Below are 25776 nucleotides of genomic sequence, written 5' to 3'. Positions count from 1 at the left end.
CGCCTGCCCCATGATGAGTCCATGAGCGACGCATCCGGGGGCAGGCGCGGGTCGAGCAGGCCGAAGGGTCGCGCCGCCGTACGGTGGGTCGCCGCCCTCGCCGTGCTGGCCTGGCTCGCGATCGGAGGTGTCGGCGGGCCCCTCGTGGGCCGGCTCTCCGAGGTCGCGACCAACGACAACGCGAACTTCCTCCCCCCGTCGGCGGAGTCGACGTCGGTGAGCAAGCTCGTGGGTCGCACGACCGACACCGAGACGCTGCCCTACCTCGTCGTCGTCGAGCGCACGGGCGGCCTGACCCCTGCCGACCTCGCGGCCGTCCAGCGCTACGTCGACGGCATCCCCGGGCTCACGCTTGCCGAAGGTCGCACGGTGGGCGAGTTCCTCCAGGCACCGCCGACCGCCGCCATCCCCAGCCAGGACAAGCAGGCCGTGCTCATCCCCGTGGCCTTCCTCGCCGACCAGGCGGAGGTCACCGTCGCCGGTGACACCGCGTTGTATGCCGTCGCGCAGGCCCTGAGGGAGTCCGCGGCGTCGACGTTGGGCGCGTCCGGCCTGACGGTGCACGTCACGGGGGCCGGCGGCTTCTTCGCCGACTTCATCATCGCCTTCAGCGGCATCGACGGCATCCTGCTGCTCGTCGCGCTCGGCGTCGTCTTCGTCATCCTGCTCATCGTCTACCGCAGCCCGATCCTGCCCTTCGCCGTGCTCATCACGGCGATGTTCGGTCTCTCCCTGGCGGCCCTCGTCGTCTTCCCGCTCGCCAAGAACGGCTCGATCAGCCTGAGCGGCCAGAGCCAGGGCATCCTCTCGATCCTCGTCGTCGGCGCCGCCACCGACTACGCCCTGCTCCTCGTCGCGCGCTTCAAGGAGGAGCTGCACGACGAGGAGTCGACGTGGACGGCGATGAAGATCGCGTGGCGGGCCTCCCTCGAGCCGATCGCGGCGAGCGCCGCCACCGTCGTGCTCGGCCTGCTGTGCCTGCGCCTCTCGGACCTCGGCAGCACCAAGGGCCTCGGGCCCGTCGGGGCGCTGGGCATCGTCGGCGCCTTCGTCGCGTCGCTGACCTTCCTGCCCGCCGTGCTGCTCCTCATCGGCCGGCGCATCTTCTGGCCGCAGGTGCCCCGCGTCGACCACGTGCACGGGGCGGACGCCGTCGGCACCCGGGGCATCTGGGGACGCGTGGCGGGCCTCGTCGGACTCCACCCGAGGCGCGTGTGGGTGGTCACGTTCCTCGCCCTCGCGACCTGCGCGGCGTTCCTGCCGACGCTCAACGCCCGCGGCATCGCCCAGTCCGACCTCTTCCTCACCCAGGTCGACTCCGTCACCGGGCAGGAGGTGCTGGCGCGCCACTTCCCCGCGGGGTCGGGCTCACCGGTGCAGATCGCGGCCCCGGAGGACAAGGCCGACGCCGTGGTCCAGGTGCTCGAGTCGACGGACGGCGTCAGCAGCCCGCAGGTGGGCCTCGTCCCCGGCCAGCCGCCCAAGGTCGTCGACGGCCAGGTCGTCGTGCAGGCCACGCTGGACGCCGCCGCCGACAGCGTCGAGGCGGAGGACACCATCGAGACGCTCCGGTCCTCCCTCGACCAGGTGGGCGCCGACGTCCTCGTCGGTGGGACCACGGCGACGAACCTCGACGTCCGCCTCGCCAGCGAGCGCGACCTCAAGGTCATCATCCCGACGATCCTCGGCGTCATCTTCATCGTGCTCATGCTGCTGCTGCGCTCGATCGTGGCCCCGCTCGTCCTCGTCGCCGCGAACGTCCTGTCCTTCGCCGCGACGATGGGCGTCTCCGCCATCGCGTTCAACCACGTGTTCGACTTCCCGGGCTCCGACCCGTCGACACCGCTCTACGGCTTCGTCTTCCTCGTCGCCCTCGGGATCGACTACTCGATCTTCCTCATGACGCGCGTCCGCGAGGAGTCCAAGAGCCGGGGCACCCGACCCGGCATCCTCGTGGGGCTCGCCGTGACGGGCGGGGTCATCACGAGTGCCGGGATCGTGCTCGCGTCGACCTTCTCGGCGCTCGCGGTGCTCCCGATCCTCTTCCTCGTGCAGATCGCCTTCATCGTCGCCTTCGGCGTCCTGCTCGACACGCTCGTCGTGCGCAGCCTGCTCGTCCCGGCCGTCTCCTACGACCTCGGCGACCGGATCTGGTGGCCGATCGGCCTGCGCCGGGCGCCGAGCGGGGCGTCCGGCCCGGACGAGGGCGACGGCGACGTGGACGGCGAGGGATCTCCTGCGCCGCGGACTAGTGCGGCTTCAGGACGATCTGCAGAGCGATGACCGTGAGCCCGAGCAGGCCCCCGGCGAGCGATCCGACGACCAGCCACGGTCCCCGGAGGCCCGCCCGCCTGCTGGCGATCGCCGACAGGAAGGCCAGGGTCAGCATCCCCGTGACCTCAACGACGGGAAGGGTGTCGGCGGTTCTGAGAGCTGTCGCCCGACCGATGGCCAGGACGGCGAGCGGCGGCACGGCTGCCAGCAGCAGATGCACCTGCCGGCGCGCCACGGCGAGCCATTCCGAGGTCGTGAGTCCCCGCTGCACCGCAGCGTGCTCCTGGAGCAGCTCCGAGAACGCGTGCGCCAGGCACACGGCCACGACGGGAGAGACGACGACGACCACCGCGGCCGGGAACGACAGGGCGGACCAGCCGGAGTAGGCGGACAGGACGGCCATCACGACGATGGTCGCGTACGTCAGGCGCTCGAGGTCCAGGGCGACCCCGGCGACGCGCACCGAATGCGGATCTTGACTCGTCACGCGGTCAAGGCTCGCACGGAAGCCCTGCCCGTCGGCCAAACGTGGGACCACGTGGCGCCGACGGACCAGCCACGCAGGGGCTGGTTGGCACTAGCGTGACAGATGCTGAGGTTGAGGCACCCGGACCTGAGGGGACGACCCATGAGCGAGAGCGGCACGCAGTCGTCGACTGCGGACACCGAGACCCCACCATTCGCGCTGGACGCCGACGAGGTCCTGGCCGCGGCCGGCTCCGACGCCGATTCGGGCTTGAGCGGGGCGCTGGCGGCGAGCCGTCTGGCGACCTTCGGTCCCAACGCGATCGCCGCCGAGAAGCCGCCGTCCGCGTGGGTCGTCGCAGCGAGCCAGCTGCGCGACCCGATGAACCTCATGCTCGTGGCCGTCGTGGTCGTCAGCCTGGTCATCGGCCAGGTGTCGACCGGCGTGATCGTCGGGCTGCTCATCGTCCTCAACCTGGCGCTCGGCACCCGGCAGGAGCTGACGGCCAAGGCCAGCGTCGACGCCCTGGCCAAGATGCAGACACCACAGGCGCGAGTCGTCCGTGACGGCGCCGTCTCCCTCGTCCCGGCCACCGAGATCGTGCCCGGGGACGTGGTGCAGGTCGAGGCAGGTGACATCGTCCCGGCGGACGGACGCATCGTCAGGTCCGCCACCCTGGAGGCGCAGGAGGCGGCGCTGACCGGGGAGAGCGTGCCGATCGCGAAGGACCACTCCGCTCTGGGCTCCGTGGACGTCGCACTCGGCGACCGGACCAACATGCTCTTCCAGAACACGTCCGTCACACGCGGCACGGGCACCATCGTGGTCACGGCGACGGGGCAGCAGACGCAGATGGGCCAGATCGCGACGATGCTCAGCTCGGTCACTCGCACGCGTTCGCCGCTGCAGAAGGAGCTGGACTCCCTCACCAAGGTGCTGGGCGTCATCGCCTGGGGGGCGGTCGCCGTCATCGTCGTCGTCGGTCTCGTCCGCGGGACCCCGGGCAAGGACCTCCTCCTGCTGGGCACGGCGATGGCCGTCTCCGCGATCCCCACGGGGATGCCGGCCTTCGTCTCCGGACTCCTCTCCATCGGGGCGAAGCAGCTGACGTCGGCCAAGGCCGTGGTGAAGAACCTCACGGACGTCGAGACGCTCGGGTCGACGAGCGCGATCAACACCGACAAGACGGGCACGCTGACCCTCAACGAGATGATGGTGTCCACGCTGTACGCGAGCGGGTCGTGGTTCACCGTCGACGGCGAGGGCTACCGCAAGAGCGGGGCGATCCGGGCCGTGGCCGGCACTCCGGTCCCCGACTTCACACGTCTGGGACTCGGACTGTGTCTCGACAGCGACGCGGTGGTCGGCGACGACGGCTCGGTGATCGGAGATCCCACCGAGGCGGCGCTCGTGGTGCTCGCCGCCAAGCTCGGGATCGACGCCGAGGAGACCCGCCGCACCTACCCGCGCCTGTCCGAGGTTCCCTTCGACTCCGAGTACAAGTTCATGGCCACGTTCCACCGGGTGACGATCGAGGGCGCCGAGCACCTCATCGAGCTCGTCAAGGGCGCCCCCGACGTCGTCATCGCCCGCTGCACCCTGGCCGGCGGTCCGCTCAGCGGCTCACAGGTCCCCATCGAGCAGGCGCTCGAGGCCTCCACGAGGCCAACGAGCGGATGGGCGGCAAGGGACTGCGCGTGCTCGCGTTCGCGGCCCGTCTCGTCGCCGCCGACGAGGTGGCCACCATGACCGCCGACCCCATGGCCTTGACGCAGGGCCTGTCCTTCGTCGGGCTCGCCGGGATCATCGACCCGCTGCGCGCCGAGGCGAGGAGCGCCGTCGCGACGGCCCTCAAGGCCGGGATCGACGTACGGATGATCACCGGTGACCACGCCGTCACGGCTCAGGCGATCGGCCAGGAGCTGGGGCTGGGTCCGGGCGCCATCAGCGGCGCCGAGCTGCAGGCGCTCAGCGACGAGGAGCTGAAGCGCCAGCTGCCCTTCCTGCACGTGTTCGGCCGGGTGACGCCCGAGGACAAGCTCCGGCTGGCGCGCGCCATGCAGGAGGAGGGGATGATCGTCGCGATGACGGGCGACGCCGTCAACGACGCGGCTGCCCTCAAGCAGGCTGACATCGGCGTCGCGATGGGGAGCGGGAGCGACGTGACCAAGCAGGCCGCGCGCATGGTGCTCACCGACGACAACTTCGGGACGCTCGTCCATGCCGTAGAGATCGGGAGGGGCGTCTACGACAAGGTCGTCTCGTACGTCCGCTACCAGATGACTCAGCTGCTCTCGCTCGTGTTCCTGTTCCTCGCGGCGACGCTGTTCGACGTCAACCGGGGTGTCGCGATGACCCCGACCATGGTGCTCTTCCTGCTGTTCTTCGCCACGGCCGTGGGTGTCATCATCATCGCCGTCGACCCGGGCGACCCCGATGTCATGAGCCGGCCGCCTCGCGACCCGGGCATCCCCATCACGAACCGGTCAGCGGTCGTCATGTGGGTGGCCTATGCGCTGGTGCTCTTCCTCGCCGCCTTCGTGCCGCTGGTGCTCGGACCGGACGAGCCGAGCCCGACGCAAGCATCCGTGTCGATGACGATGACGTTCGTCGTGATGGGCCTCGGCACCGCGTTCAACGCGCTGGTCAACCGGCGCGACCCCACGAGTGGCCTCACCCCGCCCATCCTCAGGGCGGTGGCGATCGCCCTGGTTCCCGTGGGGATGCTGCTGCTGGCGACGCAGCTCCCGACGTTGCAGCAGGCGCTCCTGACCTCCGAGCTCACGCCGCACCAGTGGCTCGTCTGCGCAGCGCTGGCCGCCGCGCTACCCGCCGTCGTCGAGCTCGGCAAGCTGGTCCGGAGGCGCCGGCGCGAGCCTGCTGAGCCCCTCGACCCGCAGTGGGCGGTCGCCCCTGCCCGCGCCCTGACGACGCCGCGCGCCTGAGCGGTGACACCGACGTCATGCCCCGGCGTCGTCCCTTCTCGTCAGCTCACCCGCGACGTCACGTTGCATCAGGTCGGCCACGACCGAGGTGTCGAGGCCCTGGCCGAGCAGGACCGCAAGCTTGGTGAGCGCCGCCTCGCACGTCATGTCGTAGCCCGGCACCGCTCCGGCCCGCATCAGCGCCGACCCCGTGGCATACGCCCCTGGCTGCACCGATCCGCGGACGCACTGGGTGACGACGACCACGACGATGTCCTGGGCCGTGGCGGCCTCGACGACCGCCATGAACTCCCGGTCGCTCGACGGCCCGTTGCCGGCCCCGTAGGCCTCGACGACGAGGCCCTGCAACGGCGGTCGGCAGAGGTTCGCGAGGATGGACGCCGAGAATCCCGGGAAGAGCCGCACAGCCGCGACCTCCCCCAGCCGACCGGCCCTGAGCTCCGGTTCCCCGTCGGCGGGGCGTACCAGGGAGTCCCGGAAGTCGATGTCGATGCCGATGGCGGCGAGCGGAGGGAAGCGCGGCGAGTCGAAGGCGTCGAGGCCCGAGGCGTCGACCTTCGTCGACCGGTTCCCCCTGAGCAGCACCTCCCCGAAGAGCAGCGTGGTCTCGGGGACGTCGGGCCGCGCCGCGACCTGGAGCGCCCCGATGAGGTTCTGCCGCCCGTCGCTCCGGGTGCGCGCGATGGGGATCTGGGAGCCGGTGACGATGACGGGCTTGCCGAACGACGGGAGGAGGAACGAGAGCGCGGACGCCGTGTAGGCCATCGTGTCCGTCCCGTGCAGGACGACGAACCCGCGGTGCTGCCCCCGGCGCTCGTGGAGGACTCGAGCGATGGCGCACCAGTCGTCAGGCGTCGCGTTGGCGGAGTCGATGGGCGGGTCGAGCTCCTCGAAGACGATCGGCGGCAGCTCGCCCCTCGAGTTCTCCACGATCCAGTCGACGTAGGGAGCGAGCGCACCCGCCACGGGCGCGTAGCCGTCCGGGGTGTCGACCATCCCGATGGTCCCGCCGGTGTGAAGCACGAACACGCTGTCGCTCACGACGCGTCTCCCTTGGTCGGATCCCGGACTCCGCGCGAGCCCGCGCATCAGGCCGCCGGTCCCGGCGGCCTGATGCGCTCACCGTGGCACCCGACGCTGGGCCTGTCCAGAGTCGTCGCGTGCGTGGGTCGGCGGATCGCGGCGAACGTGAGGGCGCCACGGTCCGCGGTGCGCTCACCCCCTTCGGATGATCCGCACGTTCCCGCCGGGTGTCACGCTCGAGGGGTGTCGACCACGAGGCGGAGATCCGGGACGCCCCCACACGATCGGACTCGACGGGAGTCGCACGGGCCCACGACGGGAGCGTGAGCATGCATGAGGACGAGCGTGGTGGGGCGGAGTCACCTGCCGACCTCGGACCACCGGGGCGGGTGCTCGAGGAGATCCGGACGCCGCGGGCGGCGGCCGTCGCCGGGATCGCCTTCGCCCTGCTCCTGGGGGCGGTCGTCATCCTCATGTACCTGGCGCTCCCGGGCACCGGCAGCCGATCGACGTGGATCACCGATGCGGAGCGCCGCGGCAGGGTTGCGCTCGCGATGCAGCTCACCCCCTACGCCGGCATCGCCTTCCTCTGGTTCATCGGGGTGATCCGATCCCGTCTCGGGCACCGTGAGGACAAGCTGTTCGCGACAGCCTTCCTCGGGTCCGGGCTGCTCTTCGTCGCCATGCTGTTCGCCGCCTCTGCAGACGTCGGGGCCCTGCTCGCCCTCTACGACGGACCCGACAGCGTCTCGCCGGAGTACGTGCGGCAGGTGGGGGCGGTCAGCACGGCCCTGCTGACGACGTTCGGCATCCGCATGGCAGCGGTCTTCACCATGGTCGTGACGAACCTCGGTCGCCGCACCGGCATCGTGCCACGGTGGCTGGTGGCCGTGGGGTTCGTCGTCGCGCTGGTCCTGCTCCTCGCGCCCCCTCGGACGGTCTGGGCCGTCCTGCTCTTCCCACTCTGGGTCCTGCTCCTCAGCCTGCACCTTCTGGTCTCGTCCTTCACCGCCGCACCGGCCACGCCGTAGCGACACCACGAACGCGCCGAAGGGGCCCGCCTGAGCAGGCCCCTCGGCCGGTGGTCGGTCAGCGGCGGTCGCGGCGATCGTCGCGCCGGTCCTCCCGGCGCTCACCGCGCCGGTGCATCCCGTGCGCCACGACGACCGCACCGCCCACGGCGGCCACGGTCCTTCTCCTGCGCCTGGCTGCGAGTGGCATGTCAGGCTCCTTCCTCTTCGTCGGACTCGTCGGACTGGTCGGACTGGTCGGACTCGATGGCGGCGATGACGGCCTGGATCGGGATCCGCCCGCTGGCCACGAGCTGGCCCCCGGCATGCCGGACGGCGGCGCCGAACGGAGCCGCCCACAGGTTCTCCCAGACCAGCACGGCCGCGGAGCTTCCCGGCTCGATCGTCTCGGCCAGGTCTGCGACGTCCTGCTCGCTGAGCAGCATGGCCAGCTGGGTCTCGTAGGACCGGAGCTCGCCGATCTCCGAGTCCTCCATGTCGGTGGCCTCGAAGGCCTCGAAGCTGCCGTCCTCGGCCTTCTTGAAGAACAGCAGGTCCAGGACCCGGATGAGGTCACGGTCCACGTAGTCCTTGAGGATCGGGGGGATCTCGCCGTTGAGCGTGCTGCCCTCGAACTCCACGACGATCCAGTCCACCGGACCGAGCTCGTCGACGTTGACGGTCATGTCATCTTCTCCTTGGGTGTGCGTCCGATGTGGAGCAGTGCGCCCGGTGGAGGTGCAGGACGGTGCCGACAGGTCCCGGGCGGCAGCCGGGGTGCCAGCACCCGCGGGACGAGGGGTCGCGACGCGTGCGGGTCCGCCTGCGTTGCCCTCAACGCTAGGAGCCGCTCGCGCGTGGCGCCTCATCCGCTCGGGATGAACCCTGCCCGCCGGCGTCCGTGGAGAGTCCCCTGGGGTGACGTGGAGACCGCGTCGAGGATCAGCCGAAGTGGCGGTCAAGCATCACCCGAGACACCGACAAGCATCAGGCGAAGACCGAACGTCGAGCATCAGGCGAAGTCATGCACCGAGGTGGAGCTGGCGAGGGGACTCGAACCCCTAACCGCCTGTTTACAAGACAGGTGCGCTACCAATTGCGCCACGCCAGCACGTCTGGGCGCGAGCGCCGCGGACGGGCGAAAGCGTAACCGAGCCGGACGGCATACGCCCAAACCGCGAGCACGACCCGGCCGCGGAACGTGAAGGACGGCCCCGCGCAAACCCAGGGGTTGGTTGCGCGAGGCCGTCCGGCACAGTTGTATCAGGAACTCACGGGAGTCGCAGAGTCTGGCCCACGAAGATGAGGTTCGGGTTGGTGACGCGGGCGCCGTTCGCCTTCCAGAGCGCCTTCCAGCCGCCGGACACGTGGTAGCGCGCGGCGATCTTGCCGAGCGTGTCGCCGCGGTGCACGGTCATCTTGGCGCCCTTGGCGGTGTTCGTGACCGCCGGCTTGGTGGCGTACGTCTTCTTCTTGACGACCTTCTTCGTCGTCACCGGCTTGCGGACGGTCGACCGCGAGACCGGGGTCGTCGTGGCGCCGCCGTTGGCGCGCGTCAGGCCCGCACGCTTCGAGCACACCGGCCAGGCGCCGGGGCCCTGGGAGGCGAGCACGCGCTGCGCGACGGCGATCTGCTCGGCCCGGCTGGCGAGGTCGGCTCGCGGTGCGAAGGCGGTGCCGCCGTAGCCGCGCCACGTGCTCTGCACGAACTGGAGGCCGCCGTAGTAGCCGTTGCCGGTGTTGATGTGCCAGTTGCCGCTCGACTCGCACGCGGCGACGCGGTCCCAGACCGAGGCGGCCTTGGCCGACCCGCCCGTGGCGATGCCACCGACGATGGTGGCGGCTCCAGCGATTCCGACTCCCGCGATGCGCTGCTTGGCCGAGACCTTCTTGGCCGCAGCATGCTTGGACATGTACTGCATGGGTGATCCTTCCTGACGCGCGCCTGCGGGGTTAGCTGTCGGGTTGGGGCGTCAGGTGCCCCGTCGCGGATGCGACTTCACCCCGAGACCAGATCTCGTCCTCTTGCCATGCGCTCGAACACACATGCACTCACTGGTCACACTGGGTCCCCCGTCCTCGCCCGGCCCACGGATGTGGGCTACATCCCTGGCTGGCGAGGCTCGGCGCGCTCAGGGAAACGGATTGATGGGTGTCCATGTGAAGTTGTGGGAGCGTTCGTGTGGAGCCGGACGCGACGAAGCGACCCGGGAGCCGAGTGGTGATGCTCCCGTTCGACCCGAGAGTCGAGGCCGCCGAGCACTGACGGTACGGGACGTTCCTGCAGCGCACAAGACACGTCGAGACACTTCCGTGATCTTTTTCCCAGCCGTTTTCAGGGGTTGATGCGCTAGGACCACAGGGCCCGCACAGAGACCGCACGGAGACCGCACGGAGACCGCACGAGGACCGCACGAAGGCCCCACAGACCCGCGAACGGGACCTCGGCTCACCGAGGCCCGGCGCTCACGGCCCGAACGGGTTGGTCGTGAAGGGGTCCCACGTCAGGCTCGAGCCGTGCTGCAGGGCCACGAGCGCGGCCACGACTCCGAAGACGGCGAGCAGCACGGAGACGATCTGGGTGGTGAGGCCGGCCGGCACGAGCCGCCGCGCCATCGAGCGGGACCCTCGTCGCAGCGAGGCCCCACCGGGGCCCCACCAGAGCATGAGCAGGCCGAGGACGCCGCCGACGGCGAGCGTGATCGGCGCACCGGGCCCGAGGTCGGTGCCCTGCGTGCCGGCGAGGAGCAGGGCGGCGGCGAAGATCCCGGCGAGCGCCACCGCCACGGGCAGGAGCAGGCCGACCCCCGTCGCGATGATGCCGACGACGAGGTGCCACGGGCTCGAGACGACGGCGAAGGGCACGTCGCTGCGCCGTCGGCCGAAGTCGTAGCGGCGCAGGACGAGCGCCGTGACCGAGCGGTCGGTGGCGCGGGCGAGGGCCGAGAGCACGACGAGCACGACGAGGGCGATGCCCGGCCACGCCATGAGCGCACCGACCCAGGCGATCCCGACCGCGGCGAGCAGACCGGTGCGCATCGGCAGGCCGATGCGGGGGTCGCCCTCGCGCTGGACGGGCTCGTCCTCCTCGTCCCACTCCTCCTCGGGCCAGTAGCCCTGCGGTCCCTGCTCGACGTCCTGCCCACCGCGCCCGTGCCGGGCGTCGTAGGCCTGCGCGCCGCCCCAGTCGTCCGGCGAGGCGGGCTCGTCGTCCCAGCCGTGGTCGTATGCCGCCGGGTCGGGATCGGGTGCCCGCGGGCCGGTCGGGGGTGGGGCCCACCGCACCGGGCTCCCTGCAGTCGAGGCCTCGCCGAGGGCGCCGCCTGCCCCGACGGGCGGCATGACGGCGGTGCTGCCGTGCTGGACGACCTGGGTGTCACCGGGCGCCGCAGCGGCGCGGTCGTCGTCCCACGGGTTGCCGCTCGGGGTCGGCACGGTCGCCGCGCGTCCCGCGGCGTAGAGCTCGAGTGCCGCGATGACCTCGTCGGCGTGCGGGCGCAGCCGCGGGTCGGGTGAGAGGGACGCGCGCAGGAGCGGCACGAGGCGCGGGTCGACGCCCTCGAGGTCGACGTCCCCGGCACGCACGCGGGTGAGCACGGCGTCCATGCGGGCTCGGCCGAACGGCGGACGACCCGACGCGGCATACGTGATCGTGGCGGCCCAGCCCCACCAGTCGGTGGCGTCGGTGATCGCGGCCCCCTCGACGAGCTCGGGCGAGAGGTAGCCCGGCGTGCCCATGACGAGCCCGCCGACGGTGTGGCGCACGTCGTCCTGCAGGTGTGCGATGCCGAAGTCGATGAGCACCGGGTCGCCGTCCTCGATGAGGACGTTGCCCGGCTTGATGTCGCGGTGGACGACCCCGCACGCGTGGATGGCGCGGATCGCCTCGGCGATGCCGCGGGCCAGGCGCAGCAGGTCTGCGGGCGCCAGTGGGCCGTGCTCCTCGACGACCTCGTCGAGCGCGGGGCCGGGCACGTAGCGCGTGACGATGTAGGGGCGGGGCGCCATGACGTCGGCGTCGATGACGCTCGCGACCCGCGCGTCGCGGATGCGCGAGAGCGTGTCGACCTCTCGGGAGAGGCGCTGCCGGGCGTCGGCGTCGTGCGCGACGTGGGCGCGCAGGACCTTGATCGCGACGGCCCGGCCACGCGGGTCGAGGGCGAGGTGGACGACGCCCATGCCGCCCTCGCCGATCTCCTCGACGAGGCGGTACGGGCCGATCCGCTGCTGCGAGCCGGGGACGCCGGGGCGCGGGGCCACCGGCACCCCACCGGTGCGCGCGCCGGGCCGCGGGGTGGGCACCCGCTCGGTCCGGTCGTACGCAGTCATGCCCCTACGGTATGCGACCGGGGCGCCACGACAGGAACCCTGCGGTAACGCGCCGCCGGGTGTCGCGTGTGTCCCGTCTCGTCGGTTTGGTCCGGTGTGCCGGAGGTGTCAGCTGCTGATGTAGTCGCGCAGCTGGTCGCGCTCGGACTGGAGCTCGGAGAGCCGGTGCTTGACGATGTCGCCGATGCTGACGATCGCCGCCAGCTTGCCGTCGGCGTCGACGATGGGCACGTGCCGCACCCGCATCTCGGTCATCGTCCCGGCGAGGTCGGCGATGTTGTCGTCGGCCGAGCCCGTGGTGACCTCGCTCGTCATGATCTGCGAGACCGGCGCCTCGAGCACGCTCGTGCCGGTGCTGTGGAGGTGCCGGACGATGTCGCGCTCACTCACGATCCCGTCGACGCTCGAGCCGTCGGTGCTCACGACCACCGCACCGATGCGGTGCTCGGCCAGCAGGCCGAGCAGGCCGGCGACCGTCTCGTCGGGCTTGACGGTGATGACCTCGCTGCCCTTCTTGCGCAGCACGTCGGAAATCTTCACGGCGACTCCTTCACCTCGGCGCGATGCCCTCAGGCGGCCACCCGCTCCACCAGAGATGCCCTGTCTCGACCCTAGAGCGGGACCGCACCGGGCGCCACCGTTCGCTCGTTAGAGTGAGACCGATCGCGCCCCACGGCGCCCCTCCCCCCGGGTCTGGGTACGTCGAGGGCCGTACCCTCCCCTCGAGCAGCAGGAGCTGATTGCGTGTCGACCCCTCGGCCGACCTACGACCTCGTCATCGCCGCCAACCGACTGCCCGTCGACAAGGTCGTCACCGACGACGGCGAGGTCGAGTGGCGACGCAGCCCCGGTGGTCTCGTGACCGCGATGGAGTCCGTGATGCGCACGCAGCCGGGCGCTTGGGTCGGCTGGGCCGGCGACGCCGGTGAGGCGCCCGAGCCCTTCGACGAGGACGGCATCCACCTGCACCCCGTGCCGCTGTCGACCGACGAGATCCGCGACTACTACGAGGGCTTCTCCAACGACACCCTGTGGCCGATCTACCACGACGTCATCGTGCCGGCGACCTTCCATCGTGAGTGGTGGTCGAGCTACCAGGCGGTCAACCAGCGTTTCGCCGAGGCCGTCGCCGAGGTCGCGGCCGAGGGCGCCACCGTGTGGGTGCAGGACTACCAGCTCCAGCTCGTCCCGGCGATCGTGCGCACGCTGCGTCCCGACGTGCGCATCGGCTGGTTCAACCACATTCCCTTCCCGCCCGTCGAGCTGTTCGCGCAGCTGCCGTGGCGCGCCCAGCTGCTCGACGGCCTGCTCGGGGCCGACTTCCTCGGCTTCCAGCGCCAGGCCGACGCCCGCAACTTCGTGCGCGCCTGCCGCCAGCTGCTCGGCGCGCAGACGAAGCGCGACCGCGTCACCGTCGAGGGGGCGCACCGCCAGGTGCGGGCGGCCGCCATCCCGATCTCCGTCGACTTCCAGGGCCTCGAGGCGCTGGCGAAGCGACCCGACGTCATGGAGCGTGCCCGCGAGATCCGCGAGAGCCTCGGCAACCCCAAGGTCCTCATGCTCGGCGTCGACCGTCTCGACTACACCAAGGGCATCCGGCACCGGCTCAAGGCCTACGAGGAACTGCTGGGCGAGCGGCGCATCGGACCGCCCGACGTCACGCTCGTGCAGGTCGCGACCCCGAGCCGGGAGCGCGTCGACGCCTACCGCAAGCTCAAGAGCGAGATCGAGCAGACCGTCGGTCGCATCAACGGCGAGCTCGGCAAGATCGGCGCCCCGGCCGTCCACTACCTGCACCACTCCTACCCGCGCGAGGAGATGGCGGCCCTCTTCCAGGCCGCCGACGTCATGCTCGTGACCCCGCTGCGCGACGGCATGAACCTCGTCGCCAAGGAGTACGTCACGTGTCGCCACGACCTCGGCGGCGCCCTCGTGCTCTCGGAGTTCACCGGGGCGTGGCACGAGCTGCACCAGGCCTTCGCGTGCAACCCGCACGACATCGAGGGGCTCAAGCAGACGATCCTGCGCGCCATCAACACCCCGGCCAAGGACAAGCAGCGGATCATGAAGGCGCTGCGCCGCCGCGTGTCCGACCACGACGTCCAGCGCTGGGCGGCCCGCTACCTCGCCGCGCTCGCCGCGGCGCCCGAGCTGCCGAGCGCCGAGTCGCGCCAGCGGCCCACCCCGCACGCCGAGGAGACACCGCTCATGCCGGCCCCCACCGAGTTGTCAGCCGAGTCGCCAGCCGAGTCGGGCGCGGGGTCGGGCGCGGGGTCGGGCGCGGGGTCGGGCGCGGGGTCGGGCGACCGCTCGCACGGCGCGTCGGACGGGACCCGGTCGTGAGCGCCGCCGCCCCGACCACGGAGACGCTGGAGGCCGCGGCCTCGGCCGAGGTCCTGCTCGTCGCCACCGACTTCGACGGGGTGCTCGCCCCGTTCGACGCCGACCCGATGCGGGCCACCCCCGTCGAGGGCACCATCGAGACGCTGCGGTCCCTCGCGAGCCTTCCGGGCGTGCACGTCGCCGTCGTCTCGGGGCGTGACCTCGACACCCTGCGCGAGCTGACCGGCATCACCGAGGACGAGCCGATCGTCCTCATCGGCAGCCACGGCGCCGAGTCGTCGAGCCAGGCCGTGCGCGAGGCCATGGAGGCGGCCGCCGTCACGCCCGACGACGAGGTGACCCTCGCCGAGCTCCGCACCGACATCGAGGCCCTCGTCAAGGAGCACCACCCCGAGGCCGGCATCGAGCACAAGTCGGCCGCCGTCGTCGTCCACGTCCGCGGCCTCCCGCGTGAGACCGGCGACGCCGCGATCGCCGACGCCCGACGGGTCGCCCTCGACCACCCCGGCGTCAAGGTGCTCAAGGGCAAGTCGGTGCTCGAGCTCTCGGTCTCCCACGCCGACAAGGGATCCGCCGTCACGGCGCTCGGCCGCCACGTCGGTGCGGTGGCGCGCGTCTACCTCGGCGACGACGTCACCGACGAGGACGCGTTCATGCGCATGCGTCGTCCCGAGGACGTCACCGTCAAGGTCGGGACCGGCTCCACCGCCGCTCGCTACCGCGTGGACGACGAGCAGGCCGTGGCCGCGCTGCTGACGCGTCTCGAGCAGCTCTGCTCGGCCGCCCACGTCCCGGGCTGACGCACGCGACCGTCCCACCCGGCATACGCCCGCCTCCACAACTCCGCCCGGGCGGATGTGTGGCGGCCCCGTGACGCTGATCCCCTCGACAACTCCGCCAGGGTGAGCCTGTGCCGGCGCTCGCCCGAGCCGCCTCCACAACTCCGCCCGGGCGGATGTGTGGCGGCCCCGCGACGCTGATCCCCTCGACAACTCCGCCGGGGCAGGGTTTCGTCGGGTGTCCGGCGATCAGAGCAGGTATGCCGTCCGGCTCGGGTGACGCCGCTCAGTGGCGCCGGACGGCGCCCGTCGACCCGCGGACGACGAGCTCGGGCCGGAAGACGTACTCCGCTCGGGGAGAGGGCTGCCCGGCGATCTCGTCGAGCAGGGCACGCACCGTCGCCGCACTCATCGCGTTGACGCTCTGGCGCACGGTCGTCAGCGGCGGGTCGGTGAAGGCGATGAGCGTCGAGTCGTCGTAGCCGACGACCGAGAAGTCGCGCGGCACGTGGAGGCCGCGCTTGCGGGCCTCGCGGATTGCGCCGAGCGCCATGAGGTCCGAGCCGCACACGACGGCCGTAGCGCCGCGGTCGAGGAGCCGTCCGGCCGCGGTGGCACCGCCCTCGACGCTGAACAGTGAGCGCTCGATGAGGTCGTCGACGTCGGAGCGACCGGTCAGCTCCTGCATCGAGTGGCGGAACCCGGCGATCTTGCGGATGACCGGCACGTAGCGGTCGGGTCCGACCGCGAGGCCGATCTCTCGGTGCCCCAGGCTCACGAGGTGCTCGAGCGCGAGCCCCATCGACGCGACGTCGTCGTTGCTGATGAAGGGCGCGTCGACGCCCTCGATGTAGCCGTTGACGAGGACGAGCGGCAGGTTGCGGTCGCGCAGCGCGACGTAGCGGGCCGAGTCGGTCGTCGTGTCGGCGTGCAGCCCGGAGATGAAGATGATCCCGGCCACGCCGCGCTCGAGGAGCATCTGGACGTAGTCGTCCTCGTGCACGCCCCCGGCGACCTGCGTGCAGAGCACCGGGGTGTAGCCGTTCTGCGCGAGGGAGTTCTCGATGATCTGCGCGAAGGCCGGGAAGATCGGGTTGGTCAGCTCGGGCACGATGAGGCCGACGAGCCCGGCGCTCTTGCGGCGCAGGCGGCTCGGCCGGTCGTAGCCGAGGACGTCGAGCGCCGTCAGCACGGCCTGACGGGTGGACTCGGCCACCCCGGGCTTGCCGTTGAGGACGCGCGAGACGGTGGCCTCGGACACGCTCGCCTGGTCGGCGATGTCGCGCAGTCGTGCCTTCATCTCACCTCCCCCTTCGTCGCACGTGTCGTGGACCGTCGTCGGTGGGGCGCCACGTCCAGATGCTGACGCCCGGTCCCGAGGCGCTCAGTGTGACAGCCCGCTTGCCGACCTTCGGAGCGGGTCCGTATAGCGGTGAGCCGGACTCGATCCCGGCGAGGTGTCGCGGGTCGAGGACGACCGGCTCGTGCGCGGCCCGGGCCACGTGGACGAGGGCCACCTCGTCGAGCGTCTCGCGCAGGTAGACCATGACGTCGCCCTCGGCGTGCACCCAGCGCAGGCCACCGCGCCGGAGTGCGACCGAGCGCTGACGCGCCTGGATGAGCCCTCGATAGACCGCGAGCGTCTCTGCGTCCCAGGCATTCTCGTCCCACGGCATCGAACGGCGTCCGTCCTCGCCGAAGGTGCCCTCCATGCCGATCTCGTCGCCGTAGGTCATCATCGGCATCGACGGGAAGGTCATGAGCAGGCCGACCGCCGTCTCGACGGAGTCGGGGCCGACGAGCGTCCGGATCCGCGGCACGTCGTGCGACCCGACGAGGTTGAAGGAGTGGACGAGCGACTGCCAGGCGATCCGCGACGTGAAGTCACGCATGGTCTCGACGACAGCGCCGGCATCGAGCAGGGGCAGCGGCACGGGGGCGCCGAGGAAGCGCGGGTCCTTCGGCTCCTCGCGCAGCCACGTCCACGTCGGCTTGCAGAAGCCGGCGTAGTTCATGACGCCGTGCCAGCCGTCGCCGGGCATGTCGGGCGTGTAGTCGTGGAAGTGCTCCCCGACGAGCAGGGCCTCCGGGGCCACCCGGCCCATGACGTCACGCATCTGCCGGGCCACGTCGTGGTTGACGTCGGTGTCGCGCCACCGGCCCGTCATGTTCGCGACGTCCACGCGCCACCCGTCGAGCCCGCCCGACCGGCCGAGCCACTTGCGTACGACCCCCTGGGGGTCCTCGAAGATGCGGTGGCGCAGCGCGGCGTTGAGGTGGTTGAGCTTCGGCAGGGACGGGACGCCGAGCCAGGCGACGTACGTGCCGTCCTCCCAGATGTAGTAGTCCCGCTCGGGCGTGTTCTTCCCACCGGGACCGGCCGCCTTGAGGAACCACTCGTGGGCGTTGCCCGTGTGGTTCGTCGTGAAGTCGCCCATGACCTTCATGCCTCGCTCGTGGGCGGCCTTGGTGAGCCGGCGCAGCGCCGGGGCGCCGCCGAGGAGCGGGTCGATCTGCTCGAACGACGACGCGTCGTAGCGGTGGTTGGAGCGCGCCGGGAAGAAGGGCGTCATGTAGACGACGTCGACGCCGAGGGACTCGAGGTGGTCGAGGTGCTCGGTGATGCCGTCGAGGTCGCCGCCGTAGAGCTGGTGGGCGACGCCCTTGGGGCTGATGTCGACCGGGTCGGACCACGCGGCGGGGACGGCCCAGTCGGGCGTCTCGTGCCGGTCGGCTCCCTTCGAGCGCGCGAAGCGGTCGGGGAAGATCTGGTAGACGACCGACCCCAGCGCCCACTCGGGCGGCGGGCTCGCGTGCGCCACGAGCCGGAAGTCGCTCGCGTCGGGCACGTCCCGCTCGTGGACGCCGGTGCCGTTGAGCCACGCATACCTCGTCGGGCCGCCGGTGAGCAGGAAGCGGTAGCTCGTCACCGGGTTGTGGCAGGTCAGGGTGGCACGCCACCAGTCGTCGACGCCCGTCGTGCGGACCTTGCGGGCCACCGTGAAGGTGGCCTCGCCGTCGGGCGAGGTCCGCACGTGGACCGCCTCGACCCCGGCGTCGAGCGGGACGCGCACGAGCACGTCGACGCGGTCGCCGAGGCGCGGAGCCTGGTTGGAGACGTACCGCCCCGACCCGTCGTGGTGCGGCTGGCTCAGCCACGTCTGCTGGCGGGTCGGGGCAGGCGTCACTTCACGGACCCCGTGGTCAGGCCACCGACCAGCTGACGCTGGAAGGCGAGGTAGAGCAGCATGACGGGGATCGAGCCGAGCAGCGCACCGGCCGTGAAGCGCCCGAAGAGGGTGTTCGCGTCGTTGCCGAGCGTCATGCCGTAGAGCCCGACACCGAGCGTCTGGTTGTCGACGTCGGTGAGGAAGACGCTCGCCAGCATGAACTCGCCGTAGAGGCCGACGAAGACGAGCATGAAGACCGTCACGAGGATCGGCATGACCAGTCGCAGCGTCATCGTGAAGAAGATCCGGGCATGGCTGGCGCCGTCGACGATCGCCGCCTCGTCGAGCTCGCGCGGGACCGTGTCGAAGTAGCCCTTGAGCAGCCACACGTTGGCCCCGAGCGCCCCACCGAGGTAGGCGAGGATCAGGCCGGTGACGGTGTTGAGGCCGAGAGCCGGCAGCACGTCACCGATGGCCGCGAAGATGATGTACGTCGCGACGATGGCGAGCAGCGCCGGGAAGAACGTCGTCAGCAGCAGGAACATCATCCCGCCGCGACGGCCCTTGAACCGCAGGCGCGAGAAGGCGAACGCCGCGCACGCGCCGAGGAAGACCGCCCCGAGCGCCCCGACGAACGAGATGATCATCGAGTTCTTGTACCAGGTCCAGAACGGGCGCGAGCTGTCGTTGAAGAGGTCGGTGAAGTTCTTCGTCGAGAAGCCCGAGGGCCACAGGCTCGCCGTGTTGAGCGTGCCGCTGGGGTTCGTCGCGGCCGAGTAGATGAAGAGGATCGGGAAGAGCGCCCACATCAGGGCGAGGATGCCCAGGGCGTGGCGCCACCACACCGAGCCGCCGAGACCCCCGCGCTTGGGCGAGGCCGGCGTGCCGGCGCCGGTCTCCTCCGCGATGCGGGAGTCCATGCGCGGGTCGGCGGGGACGGGAGCGTTGACGGTCGCCATCAGTTGACCTCCTCGAGGGCCTTGGTGCGACGGAAGCCCGGGATGCTCATCAGCGCCACGAGCAGGAAGATGATCACGGACACCGCCGCAGCGAAGCCGTAGTTGGGCGCGCTGCCGGAGAAGGCCAGGCGGAACGCGTACGTGATGAGCAGGTCGCTCGAGCCGATGCTCGTGTCGGCGCCGTTGAACGGACCACCCTTGGTGAGCAGGTAGATGAGTCCGAAGTTGTTGAAGTTGAACGCGAACGACGCGAGCAGCAGCGGGCCGACGGCCACGAGCAGCAGCGGCATGATGATCGAGCGGAGCGTCCGGAAGGCGTTGGCGCCGTCGATCGTCGCCGCCTCACGCACGTCCTGCGGGATCGACTGGAGCGCGCCCGTGCAGACGATGAACATGTACGGGAAGCCCAGCCAGAGGTTGGTGATGAGGATCGCGGCCTTGGCCCCGGCCGGCGTGCCCAGCCAGTCGACCGAGAGCCCCAGCGTCTGGTTGATGATGCCGTAGTCCTGGTTGAACATGCCCTTCCACACCAGCGCCGTCACGAAGCCCGGCAAGGCGTAGGGCAGGATCAGCAGCGACCGGTAGATCGCCTTGCCGCGCAGCCTCGGGTCGTTGAAGAGCAGCGCGATGAGCATGCCCAGCAGGAACGTCGTCAGCACCGACAGGATGGCGAAGGCGATGTTCCAGATGAAGATGCTGAGGAAGCCGCTGCGGATCGTGCTGTCGGTGAAGATCCGGGAGTAGTTCGCGAGCCCGATGTTCTCCTTCCAGCCCTGCGGGAAGGACTGGGTCTGGTCGGCGACGTTGACCCACTTGGCATCCTTCGGCGCGTAGACCGTCGGTGGCGTCGTGCCCGCGTCGGTCAGCTTGTCGGCCGCCGCGTCGTAGGTGACCGTCGCCTTGCCCTCGAAGGCCTCGGAGAGACCGACCGGTTTGATGCCGCCCCCGTCGCTCGTCGGCACGGCGATGGCCGACAGGTCCTTGCTGCGGGCGTTGGCCTGCTTGGCGGTGAGGACGGTGTAGCCGGGAGCCTTGGTGATCTTGCCGACGGGGGTCTTCTCGACGCCGGTCGGGGGCAGGGGCTTGAGGCCGGTCGTGTCGCCGACGTAGGTGCTGCCGTCGGGCTTGGTGAGCAGCAGGACGAGGTCCGAGGTGACGGGGTCGCCGCCCTCGACGATCGCGACCGACATCTTGTAGCGGGGCGTGTCGGGAACCTCACGGACCGACTGGGCGATGATGTCGGTGACCGACTCCTCCTTGCTGTAGAGGTGCCCGTCGCCGTAGTTCGTCGTCGAGAGGCTCGCGGTGTAGAGCACCGGCCACAGCTGGAAGAGGATCATGAACAGCAGACCCGGGACGAGGTACTTGAGGGGGACCGAGCGCCGCGTCGCGTAGACCGCGAGGATGCCCATCCCCACGAGTCCCGCGATGACGACGGCCATCGTGTTGCCTGCCTGCGCGAGCTTGGTGGCGATCCACAGGATGCCGGCCAACGTCGCGACGATGAGAACCCACTTGATCGCGAGAGCGAGGGGCTTGGTCATGTGACACGTCCTTTTGCGCCGACCCGGCGCCGTTGCCGTAGGTGCACGAAGGGGAGCCCTCGCGGAGCTCCCCGATGGCCCGTGCCCGGGCCGGGATCCCGGGGTCCGCCCTCAGGACGGACCCCGGAAACCCTTGTCAGACTAAGGAGCTCAGCCCTTGGCGATGTTCGCCGTGATCTCCTTGGCGGCAGCGTCGAGACGCTCCTTGGCGCCGGCCTTGCCGGCGATGATGTCGGCGGTCGCCTGGCCGAAGGGGCCCCAGACCGAGTTCATCGCGGGGATGTTCGGCATCGGCGAGCCGTCGACGCCGGCCTCGTACCACGCCTTGACGTCGGGGTCGCTCGCGGCGACCTCGGCGTAGGCCTCCTTGAGGGCCGGCGGACGCTTGCCGACCTCGAAGAGGGCCAGCTGGACGTCCTTGCGCGGGATGTAGTTCGTGACGAACTCCTGCGCGAGTGCGGCGTTCTTGGCCTTGCTCGAGACGTAGAACATCTGGACACCGAGGAACGGACGCATGGCGCCGCCACCGGTGAGGCTCGGCAGCGGGGCGATGCCGTAGTTGATGCCGGCTTCCTTGGCCTTCGCGACGCTCCAGGGGCCGGAGATCATGAACGGGGCGGCCTTCGTGTCGAAGAGCGCGTCCTGGTTCGTGTCGTCGACGTTGGTCGAGAGGATCTTCTTCTTGCCGAGCTCGGCGAGGACGTCGCCACCCTTGACGGAGTCGGGGGTGTTGACGATGACCTTGTTCGGGTCGTAGTCGCCGTTGGGCTTGATGGCGAAGATGCCGCCCTCGGGGAACGCCGAGAGGTACGGGTAGGCGAAGTACGCGTTGCCGACCTTGGAGACGAACTGGCTGAGGACCTGCTTGGCCTTGCCCTCCTTGACGAGCTTCTCGCCGGTGGCGACGAGCTCGTCCATGGTCTTGGGCGGGTTCGGGACGAGGTCCTTGTTGTACATGAGGCCGATGTTCTCGACGGCGTAGGGCACGCCGTAGGACTGGCCGTTGAACTTCGTGGCCTCGATGGCCTTCGGCAGGAACTTGCCCGCGACGTCGGAGCTGAGGTTGACCGGAGCGACCGTCGAGTTCTGGACGAGCTCACCGAGCCAGTCGTGGGCACCGACGATGACGTCAGGACCCTTGCCGACCTTGGTCGCGTCCTTGAACTGGGCGCGGGTGTCGGTCGAGATCTGGACCTTGACAGTCACACCGTTCTCGGCGGCGAACTCGTCGGCGTACTTCTGCACGGCCTTCGAGCGGTCGGCGTCGGTCCAGATGACGAGGTCGACGTTGGCGTCACGGACGGGAGCAGCGGTGCCGCTCGGCGTCTCCGGGACACCGGTGGTCGTTGCCGCCTTGCTCGTGCCGGCGGCGCCGGTGTCGGACGGGGTGGTGGGGCTGGACCCACCGCAGGCGCTGAGGGCCAGGGCGGCAACACCCGTGACAGCAGCAGCGCCGAGCGCACGCTTGTGCATGGATTCTCCTTTGAAGCCAGGTGGCACACGCCGCCACCGGTGCCCCGGAATCTAGCAAGAAGTTGCAGAGAGCGGGAACCCGCTTGCTGCAATTTTTTGCAACGTTCTGGACACATCCCGGATCCGTCCCAGTGGAACGGGTCGTCCGGGCTGCCGCCGCCCGGCCTTTGCCGGCTGCGACCCGCCCGTGGGCGAGGGGTGGTCATCGTGCCCGGAGTGGGACATGATGTCGATGCCTGCTCACCCGGGCAGGCACACCTTTACAACGGATCGTCCGGCACGTTCCTGCCGGTGAAGGAAGGCAATGAAGCCATGGCAACAGTGACGTTCGACAACGCGACGAGGCAGTACCCCGGAAACCCGGTCCCCTCCGTCGACAAGCTCAACATCGAGATCGCGGACGGGGAGTTCCTCGTCCTGGTCGGCCCCTCCGGGTGTGGCAAGTCCACCTCCCTGCGCATGCTCGCCGGCCTCGAGGAGGTCAACGGCGGACGCATCCTCATCGGTGACCGCGACGTGACGAACCTGTCCCCCAAGGACCGCGACGTCGCGATGGTCTTCCAGAACTACGCGCTCTACCCGCACATGACGGTCGCCGACAACATGGGCTTCGCGCTCAAGATCGCCGGCGTCGACAAGGCGGAGATCCGCAAGCGCGTCGAGGAGGCAGCCAAGATCCTCGACCTGACGCCGTACCTCGACCGCAAGCCGAAGGCCCTCTCGGGTGGCCAGCGCCAGCGCGTCGCGATGGGTCGCGCGATCGTGCGCTCCCCCCAGGTGTTCCTCATGGACGAGCCGCTGTCCAACCTCGACGCGAAGCTCCGCGTCCAGACCCGTACGCAGATCGCCTCGCTCCAGCGCCGACTCGGCGTCACGACGGTCTACGTCACGCACGACCAGGTCGAGGCCATGACGATGGGTGACCGCGTCGCGGTCCTCAAGGACGGCATCCTCCAGCAGTGCGACAGCCCGCGCCGGATGTACGACCACCCGGCCAACGTCTTCGTCGCCGGCTTCATCGGCTCGCCCGCCATGAACCTCATGGACGTGCCGGTCACCGACGGCGGTGTCGACCTCCACGGCCACACGGTCCCGGTGGCCCGTGAGGACCTCGCCAACGTCGGCAAGAACGTCACGCTCGGCGTGCGTCCCGAGGACCTCGAGCTGTCGTCCGACCAGTCGGGCATCCCCGTCACGGTCGACGTCGTCGAGGAGCTCGGCGCCGACGCGTACATCTACGGCTCGACCGAGCAGAAGCTGCTCGAGGCCACCGGCGAGAACGCCGGCCACGTGCCGTTCATCGCGCGCGTCGACGGCCGTCGCCCCCCGGAGAAGGGCGACAAGATCTACCTCAAGCCGAAGGCCGGTCACGTCCACGTCTTCAACGCCGAGTCGGGGCTGCGCGTCGGCGACTGAGCCACACGCGTACCACCGCATCACGTCGCTGGGCCGGCACCCTCGTGGGTGCCGGCCCAGCGGCGTTCCGGCGCAACGCTGGACAACATCCGGCACCGGGACCACAGCAAGCCCTAGGCTCCGCGTGTGACGAAGTCGACGATCGGGCGGTACTGGCACGTCGTGACGCTCGCGGTCGCGGTCTTCGCGCTCGTCTTCCAGCTCTACCTCGTGGCGACGGGCGACAACATCCTCGACTCGAGCGCGGTGACGACCACCCGGCCCGAGCAGGTGCGGCGCTACTTCTCCTACTTCACGATCCAGGCGAACTCCCTCGTCGCGGTCTCGACGTTCCTCATCGTCCGGGGACGCATCGAGTCGCAGGTCTTCCGTGTCGTCCGTCTCGCGTCGCTCGTCGGCATCACCGTGACCGGGATCGTCGCGGCGATCGCGCTCCCCCCGTCGCCCAACTACACGACGGGCTCGCTCGTCTGTGACCGGTTGCTCCACATCGTCGTGCCCGTCCTCGCGTTCGTCGGATGGGCCGTCTTCGGCCCCCGCGGCAAGGTCACGCGCGAGGACCTCCTGCCCTCGCTCATCTGGCCGGTGCTGTGGCTCGCGTCGACGCTCGCGCTCGGTCCGTTCGTCGACTGGTACCCCTACCCGTTCCTCAACGTCGACCGGATCGGCGTCGGTCGCACGCTGCTCAACTGCGCCGCCATCGCCGTGCTGTTCCTGGGTCTGGCGGCCCTTGCGCTCTGGGCTGATCGACGCCTGTCGCGCGACCGTGCCACGATGAACGCGTGACGCTCGAGATCACCACCGCCAGGCCCGAGTCCGCCCTGCTCGACCTGCCGTGGTCGACACCGCTGGAGGAGTGGCCCGAGAGCTACCTCGCCGCGCTCCCCCGCGGCATCTCCCGTCACGTCGTGCGCTTCGTCAAGCTCGGACCGCGTGTCCTGGCCGTCAAGGAGATCAAGGACGACATCGCCGACCGCGAGTACGCCATGCTGCGCAACCTGCGCCGCCTCGACGTGCCGTCGGTCGAGCCGTTCGGCGTCGTCCACGGCCGCACGACCGTCGACGGCGAGCCGCTCGACGCCTGCCTCATCACGCGCCACCTGCAGTTCTCGCTGCCCTACCGCGCGCTCTACAGCCAGAACCTCCGGCCCGACACCGCGGTGCGCCTCATGGACGCCCTCGCCGTGCTCCTCGTGCGCCTGCACCTCGAGGGGTTCTGGTGGGGCGACGTGTCCCTGTCCAACACCCTCTTCCGGCGCGACGCCGGCGCCTTCGCCGCCTACCTCGTCGACGCCGAGACCGGCGAGCTGCACGCCCGGCTGTCCGACGGGCAGCGCGAGCACGACCTCGACATCGCGCGCGTCAACATCGCCGGCGAGCTCATGGACCTCGCGGCCGGCGGCTTCCTCGAGGAGCACGCCGACCCCTTCGACGTGTCCGCCTCGGTCATCGAGCGCTACCACACGCTGTGGGACGCCCTGACCGGCACGGAACGCTTCGAGCTCGGTGACCGCTGGCGGGTCGACGAGCGGATCCGGCGTCTCAACGAGCTCGGCTTCGACGTCGACGAGCTGTCGATGACGACCGACATCGGCGGCACCGAGATCGTCATCACCCCGAAGGTCGTCGACGCCGGACACCACTCCCGCCGACTGCTGCGCCTCACCGGCCTCGACGTCGGCGAGAACCAGGCCCGCCGCCTGCTCAACGACCTCGACGCGTACGCCGCCGCGACCGACCGCCAGGGCGACGACGAGGAGATCGTCGCGCACGACTGGCTCGCCAAGATCTACGAGCCCGTGACGCGTGCCGTGCCCCGCGAGCTCACGGGTCGTCTCGAGCCGGCCGAGATCTTCCACGAGGTGCTCGAGCACCGCTGGTACATGAGCGAGCGTGCCGGGCACGACACCCCCATCGAGGACGCGCTGCGCGACTACGTCGCGACCGTCCTGCCGGCCAAGCCGGAGGAGAAGGCCGTGCTCGGCGTCGACACCGAGGAGATGCCGGTCATCAGCCGTTTCGACTGAGGGCGTATGCCGTCCGGC

Annotated in this window: 21 protein-coding genes, 1 tRNA gene and 1 riboswitch; of the genes, 9 read left to right on the top strand and 13 right to left on the bottom strand. The window is 70.5% G+C overall.

The features are described 5' to 3' along the window. Nucleotides 1-21 precede the first annotated feature (21 nt). Nucleotides 22-2283, top strand: coding sequence for an MMPL family transporter (locus tag ACSQ2D_RS04345; protein ID WP_435984789.1), 2262 nt, complete (start codon nucleotides 22-24; stop codon nucleotides 2281-2283). Here the strand turns inward: ACSQ2D_RS04345 and ACSQ2D_RS04340 are convergent. After that, nucleotides 2249-2761, bottom strand: a complete 513-nt coding sequence (locus tag ACSQ2D_RS04340; protein WP_435984788.1) for a hypothetical protein — start codon at nucleotides 2759-2761, stop codon at nucleotides 2249-2251. The two genes, ACSQ2D_RS04345 and ACSQ2D_RS04340, sit on opposite strands and share 35 nt — an antisense overlap. Before the next feature lie 141 nt (nucleotides 2762-2902). On the opposite strand from ACSQ2D_RS04340, the gene ACSQ2D_RS04335 reads away from it, so the two are divergent. Together ACSQ2D_RS04335 and ACSQ2D_RS04330 are read left to right on the top strand one after the other, a co-directional pair. Next, a complete protein-coding gene (locus ACSQ2D_RS04335) occupies nucleotides 2903-4489 on the top strand; it encodes an HAD-IC family P-type ATPase (protein WP_435984787.1) in 1587 nt (528 codons plus the stop codon). Continuing rightward, entirely contained in the window at nucleotides 4417-5685 is a 1269-nt protein-coding gene (locus ACSQ2D_RS04330) for an HAD-IC family P-type ATPase (RefSeq protein WP_435984786.1), read from the top strand. Before ACSQ2D_RS04335 ends, ACSQ2D_RS04330 begins: the two co-directional genes overlap by 73 nt. 15 nt (nucleotides 5686-5700) lie before the next feature. Here ACSQ2D_RS04330 and ACSQ2D_RS04325 read toward each other — a convergent pair whose 3' ends face one another. Further along, nucleotides 5701-6726 (bottom strand): type I asparaginase, encoded by a 1026-nt coding sequence (locus ACSQ2D_RS04325; protein WP_435984785.1) that lies wholly within the window; start codon nucleotides 6724-6726, stop codon nucleotides 5701-5703. Between the two features lie 305 nt (nucleotides 6727-7031). Between ACSQ2D_RS04325 and ACSQ2D_RS04320 the strand changes: the two genes are divergently transcribed. Beyond that, a complete protein-coding gene (locus ACSQ2D_RS04320) occupies nucleotides 7032-7739 on the top strand; it encodes a hypothetical protein (RefSeq protein ID WP_435984784.1) in 708 nt (235 codons plus the stop codon). Nucleotides 7740-7797: 58 nt separating this feature from the next. Here ACSQ2D_RS04320 and ACSQ2D_RS04315 read toward each other — a convergent pair whose 3' ends face one another. The 6 genes from ACSQ2D_RS04315 to ACSQ2D_RS04290 all read right to left on the bottom strand — a co-directional run bounded on the left by ACSQ2D_RS04315 (nucleotide 7798) and on the right by ACSQ2D_RS04290 (nucleotide 12587). Beyond that, nucleotides 7798-7929 (bottom strand): hypothetical protein, encoded by a 132-nt coding sequence (locus tag ACSQ2D_RS04315; protein ID WP_435984783.1) that lies wholly within the window; start codon nucleotides 7927-7929, stop codon nucleotides 7798-7800. Nucleotide 7930: 1 nt separating this feature from the next. Further along, nucleotides 7931-8404, bottom strand: coding sequence for a DUF6325 family protein (locus tag ACSQ2D_RS04310; protein WP_435984782.1), 474 nt, complete (start codon nucleotides 8402-8404; stop codon nucleotides 7931-7933). A 349-nt stretch (nucleotides 8405-8753) separates the two neighbouring features. After that, nucleotides 8754-8829 (bottom strand) — tRNA-Thr (locus tag ACSQ2D_RS04305). A 160-nt stretch (nucleotides 8830-8989) separates the two neighbouring features. After that, complete coding sequence (locus ACSQ2D_RS04300) at nucleotides 8990-9640, bottom strand: transglycosylase family protein (RefSeq protein ID WP_435984781.1); 651 nt, start codon at nucleotides 9638-9640, stop codon at nucleotides 8990-8992. Nucleotides 9641-9643: 3 nt separating this feature from the next. Next, a riboswitch (cyclic di-AMP (ydaO/yuaA leader) is annotated at nucleotides 9644-9817 on the bottom strand. Between the two features lie 367 nt (nucleotides 9818-10184). Next, nucleotides 10185-12047 (bottom strand): protein kinase domain-containing protein, encoded by a 1863-nt coding sequence (locus ACSQ2D_RS04295; RefSeq protein WP_435984780.1) that lies wholly within the window; start codon nucleotides 12045-12047, stop codon nucleotides 10185-10187. Between the two features lie 108 nt (nucleotides 12048-12155). After that, nucleotides 12156-12587, bottom strand: a complete 432-nt coding sequence (locus ACSQ2D_RS04290) for a CBS domain-containing protein (protein WP_435984779.1) — start codon at nucleotides 12585-12587, stop codon at nucleotides 12156-12158. Nucleotides 12588-12791: 204 nt separating this feature from the next. Between ACSQ2D_RS04290 and ACSQ2D_RS04285 the strand changes: the two genes are divergently transcribed. Together ACSQ2D_RS04285 and otsB are read left to right on the top strand one after the other, a co-directional pair. Continuing rightward, on the top strand, nucleotides 12792-14390 hold the full coding sequence (locus tag ACSQ2D_RS04285; protein ID WP_435984778.1) for an alpha,alpha-trehalose-phosphate synthase (UDP-forming): 1599 nt from the start codon (nucleotides 12792-12794) through the stop codon (nucleotides 14388-14390). Continuing rightward, nucleotides 14387-15190 carry a trehalose-phosphatase gene (gene otsB / locus ACSQ2D_RS04280; protein WP_435984777.1) on the top strand — a complete coding sequence of 268 codons (804 nt, stop codon included), beginning with the start codon at nucleotides 14387-14389 and terminating at the stop codon, nucleotides 15188-15190. The genes ACSQ2D_RS04285 and otsB overlap by 4 nt, the downstream gene beginning before the upstream one ends. A 265-nt stretch (nucleotides 15191-15455) precedes the next feature. Here otsB and ACSQ2D_RS04275 read toward each other — a convergent pair whose 3' ends face one another. From ACSQ2D_RS04275 to ACSQ2D_RS04255, 5 genes are all read right to left on the bottom strand, one after another. Continuing rightward, nucleotides 15456-16469: a LacI family DNA-binding transcriptional regulator gene (locus tag ACSQ2D_RS04275; RefSeq protein WP_435984776.1), complete on the bottom strand. Its 1014-nt coding sequence runs from the start codon at nucleotides 16467-16469 to the stop codon at nucleotides 15456-15458. 1 nt (nucleotide 16470) lies between these two features. After that, nucleotides 16471-18357: a glycoside hydrolase family 13 protein gene (locus tag ACSQ2D_RS04270; RefSeq protein ID WP_435984775.1), complete on the bottom strand. Its 1887-nt coding sequence runs from the start codon at nucleotides 18355-18357 to the stop codon at nucleotides 16471-16473. Beyond that, nucleotides 18354-19298, bottom strand: a complete 945-nt coding sequence (locus tag ACSQ2D_RS04265; protein WP_435984774.1) for a sugar ABC transporter permease — start codon at nucleotides 19296-19298, stop codon at nucleotides 18354-18356. The genes ACSQ2D_RS04270 and ACSQ2D_RS04265 overlap by 4 nt, the downstream gene beginning before the upstream one ends. After that, complete coding sequence (locus ACSQ2D_RS04260) at nucleotides 19298-20842, bottom strand: ABC transporter permease subunit (protein WP_435984773.1); 1545 nt, start codon at nucleotides 20840-20842, stop codon at nucleotides 19298-19300. Before ACSQ2D_RS04260 ends, ACSQ2D_RS04265 begins: the two co-directional genes overlap by 1 nt. A gap of 150 nt (nucleotides 20843-20992) precedes the next feature. Then, on the bottom strand, nucleotides 20993-22315 hold the full coding sequence (locus ACSQ2D_RS04255; RefSeq protein ID WP_435984772.1) for a sugar ABC transporter substrate-binding protein: 1323 nt from the start codon (nucleotides 22313-22315) through the stop codon (nucleotides 20993-20995). A 312-nt stretch (nucleotides 22316-22627) separates the two neighbouring features. Here ACSQ2D_RS04255 and ACSQ2D_RS04250 point away from each other — a divergent pair, with 312 nt between their 5' ends. From ACSQ2D_RS04250 to ACSQ2D_RS04240, 3 genes are all read left to right on the top strand, one after another. Further along, a complete protein-coding gene (locus tag ACSQ2D_RS04250) occupies nucleotides 22628-23731 on the top strand; it encodes an ABC transporter ATP-binding protein (protein ID WP_435984771.1) in 1104 nt (367 codons plus the stop codon). 126 nt (nucleotides 23732-23857) lie between these two features. Beyond that, a complete protein-coding gene (locus ACSQ2D_RS04245) occupies nucleotides 23858-24517 on the top strand; it encodes a Pr6Pr family membrane protein (RefSeq protein WP_435984770.1) in 660 nt (219 codons plus the stop codon). Next, nucleotides 24514-25758 (top strand): DUF4032 domain-containing protein, encoded by a 1245-nt coding sequence (locus ACSQ2D_RS04240; protein ID WP_435984769.1) that lies wholly within the window; start codon nucleotides 24514-24516, stop codon nucleotides 25756-25758. Before ACSQ2D_RS04245 ends, ACSQ2D_RS04240 begins: the two co-directional genes overlap by 4 nt. The last annotated feature ends 18 nt before the right edge of the window (nucleotides 25759-25776 follow it).

The organism is Terrabacter sp. LjRoot27 (assembly GCF_964254175.1).
Classification (GTDB): Bacteria; Actinomycetota; Actinomycetes; order Actinomycetales; family Dermatophilaceae; genus Terrabacter.
Note: the sequence above shows the minus strand (reverse complement) of the source record. Positions and strands in the feature narration are given on the sequence as shown.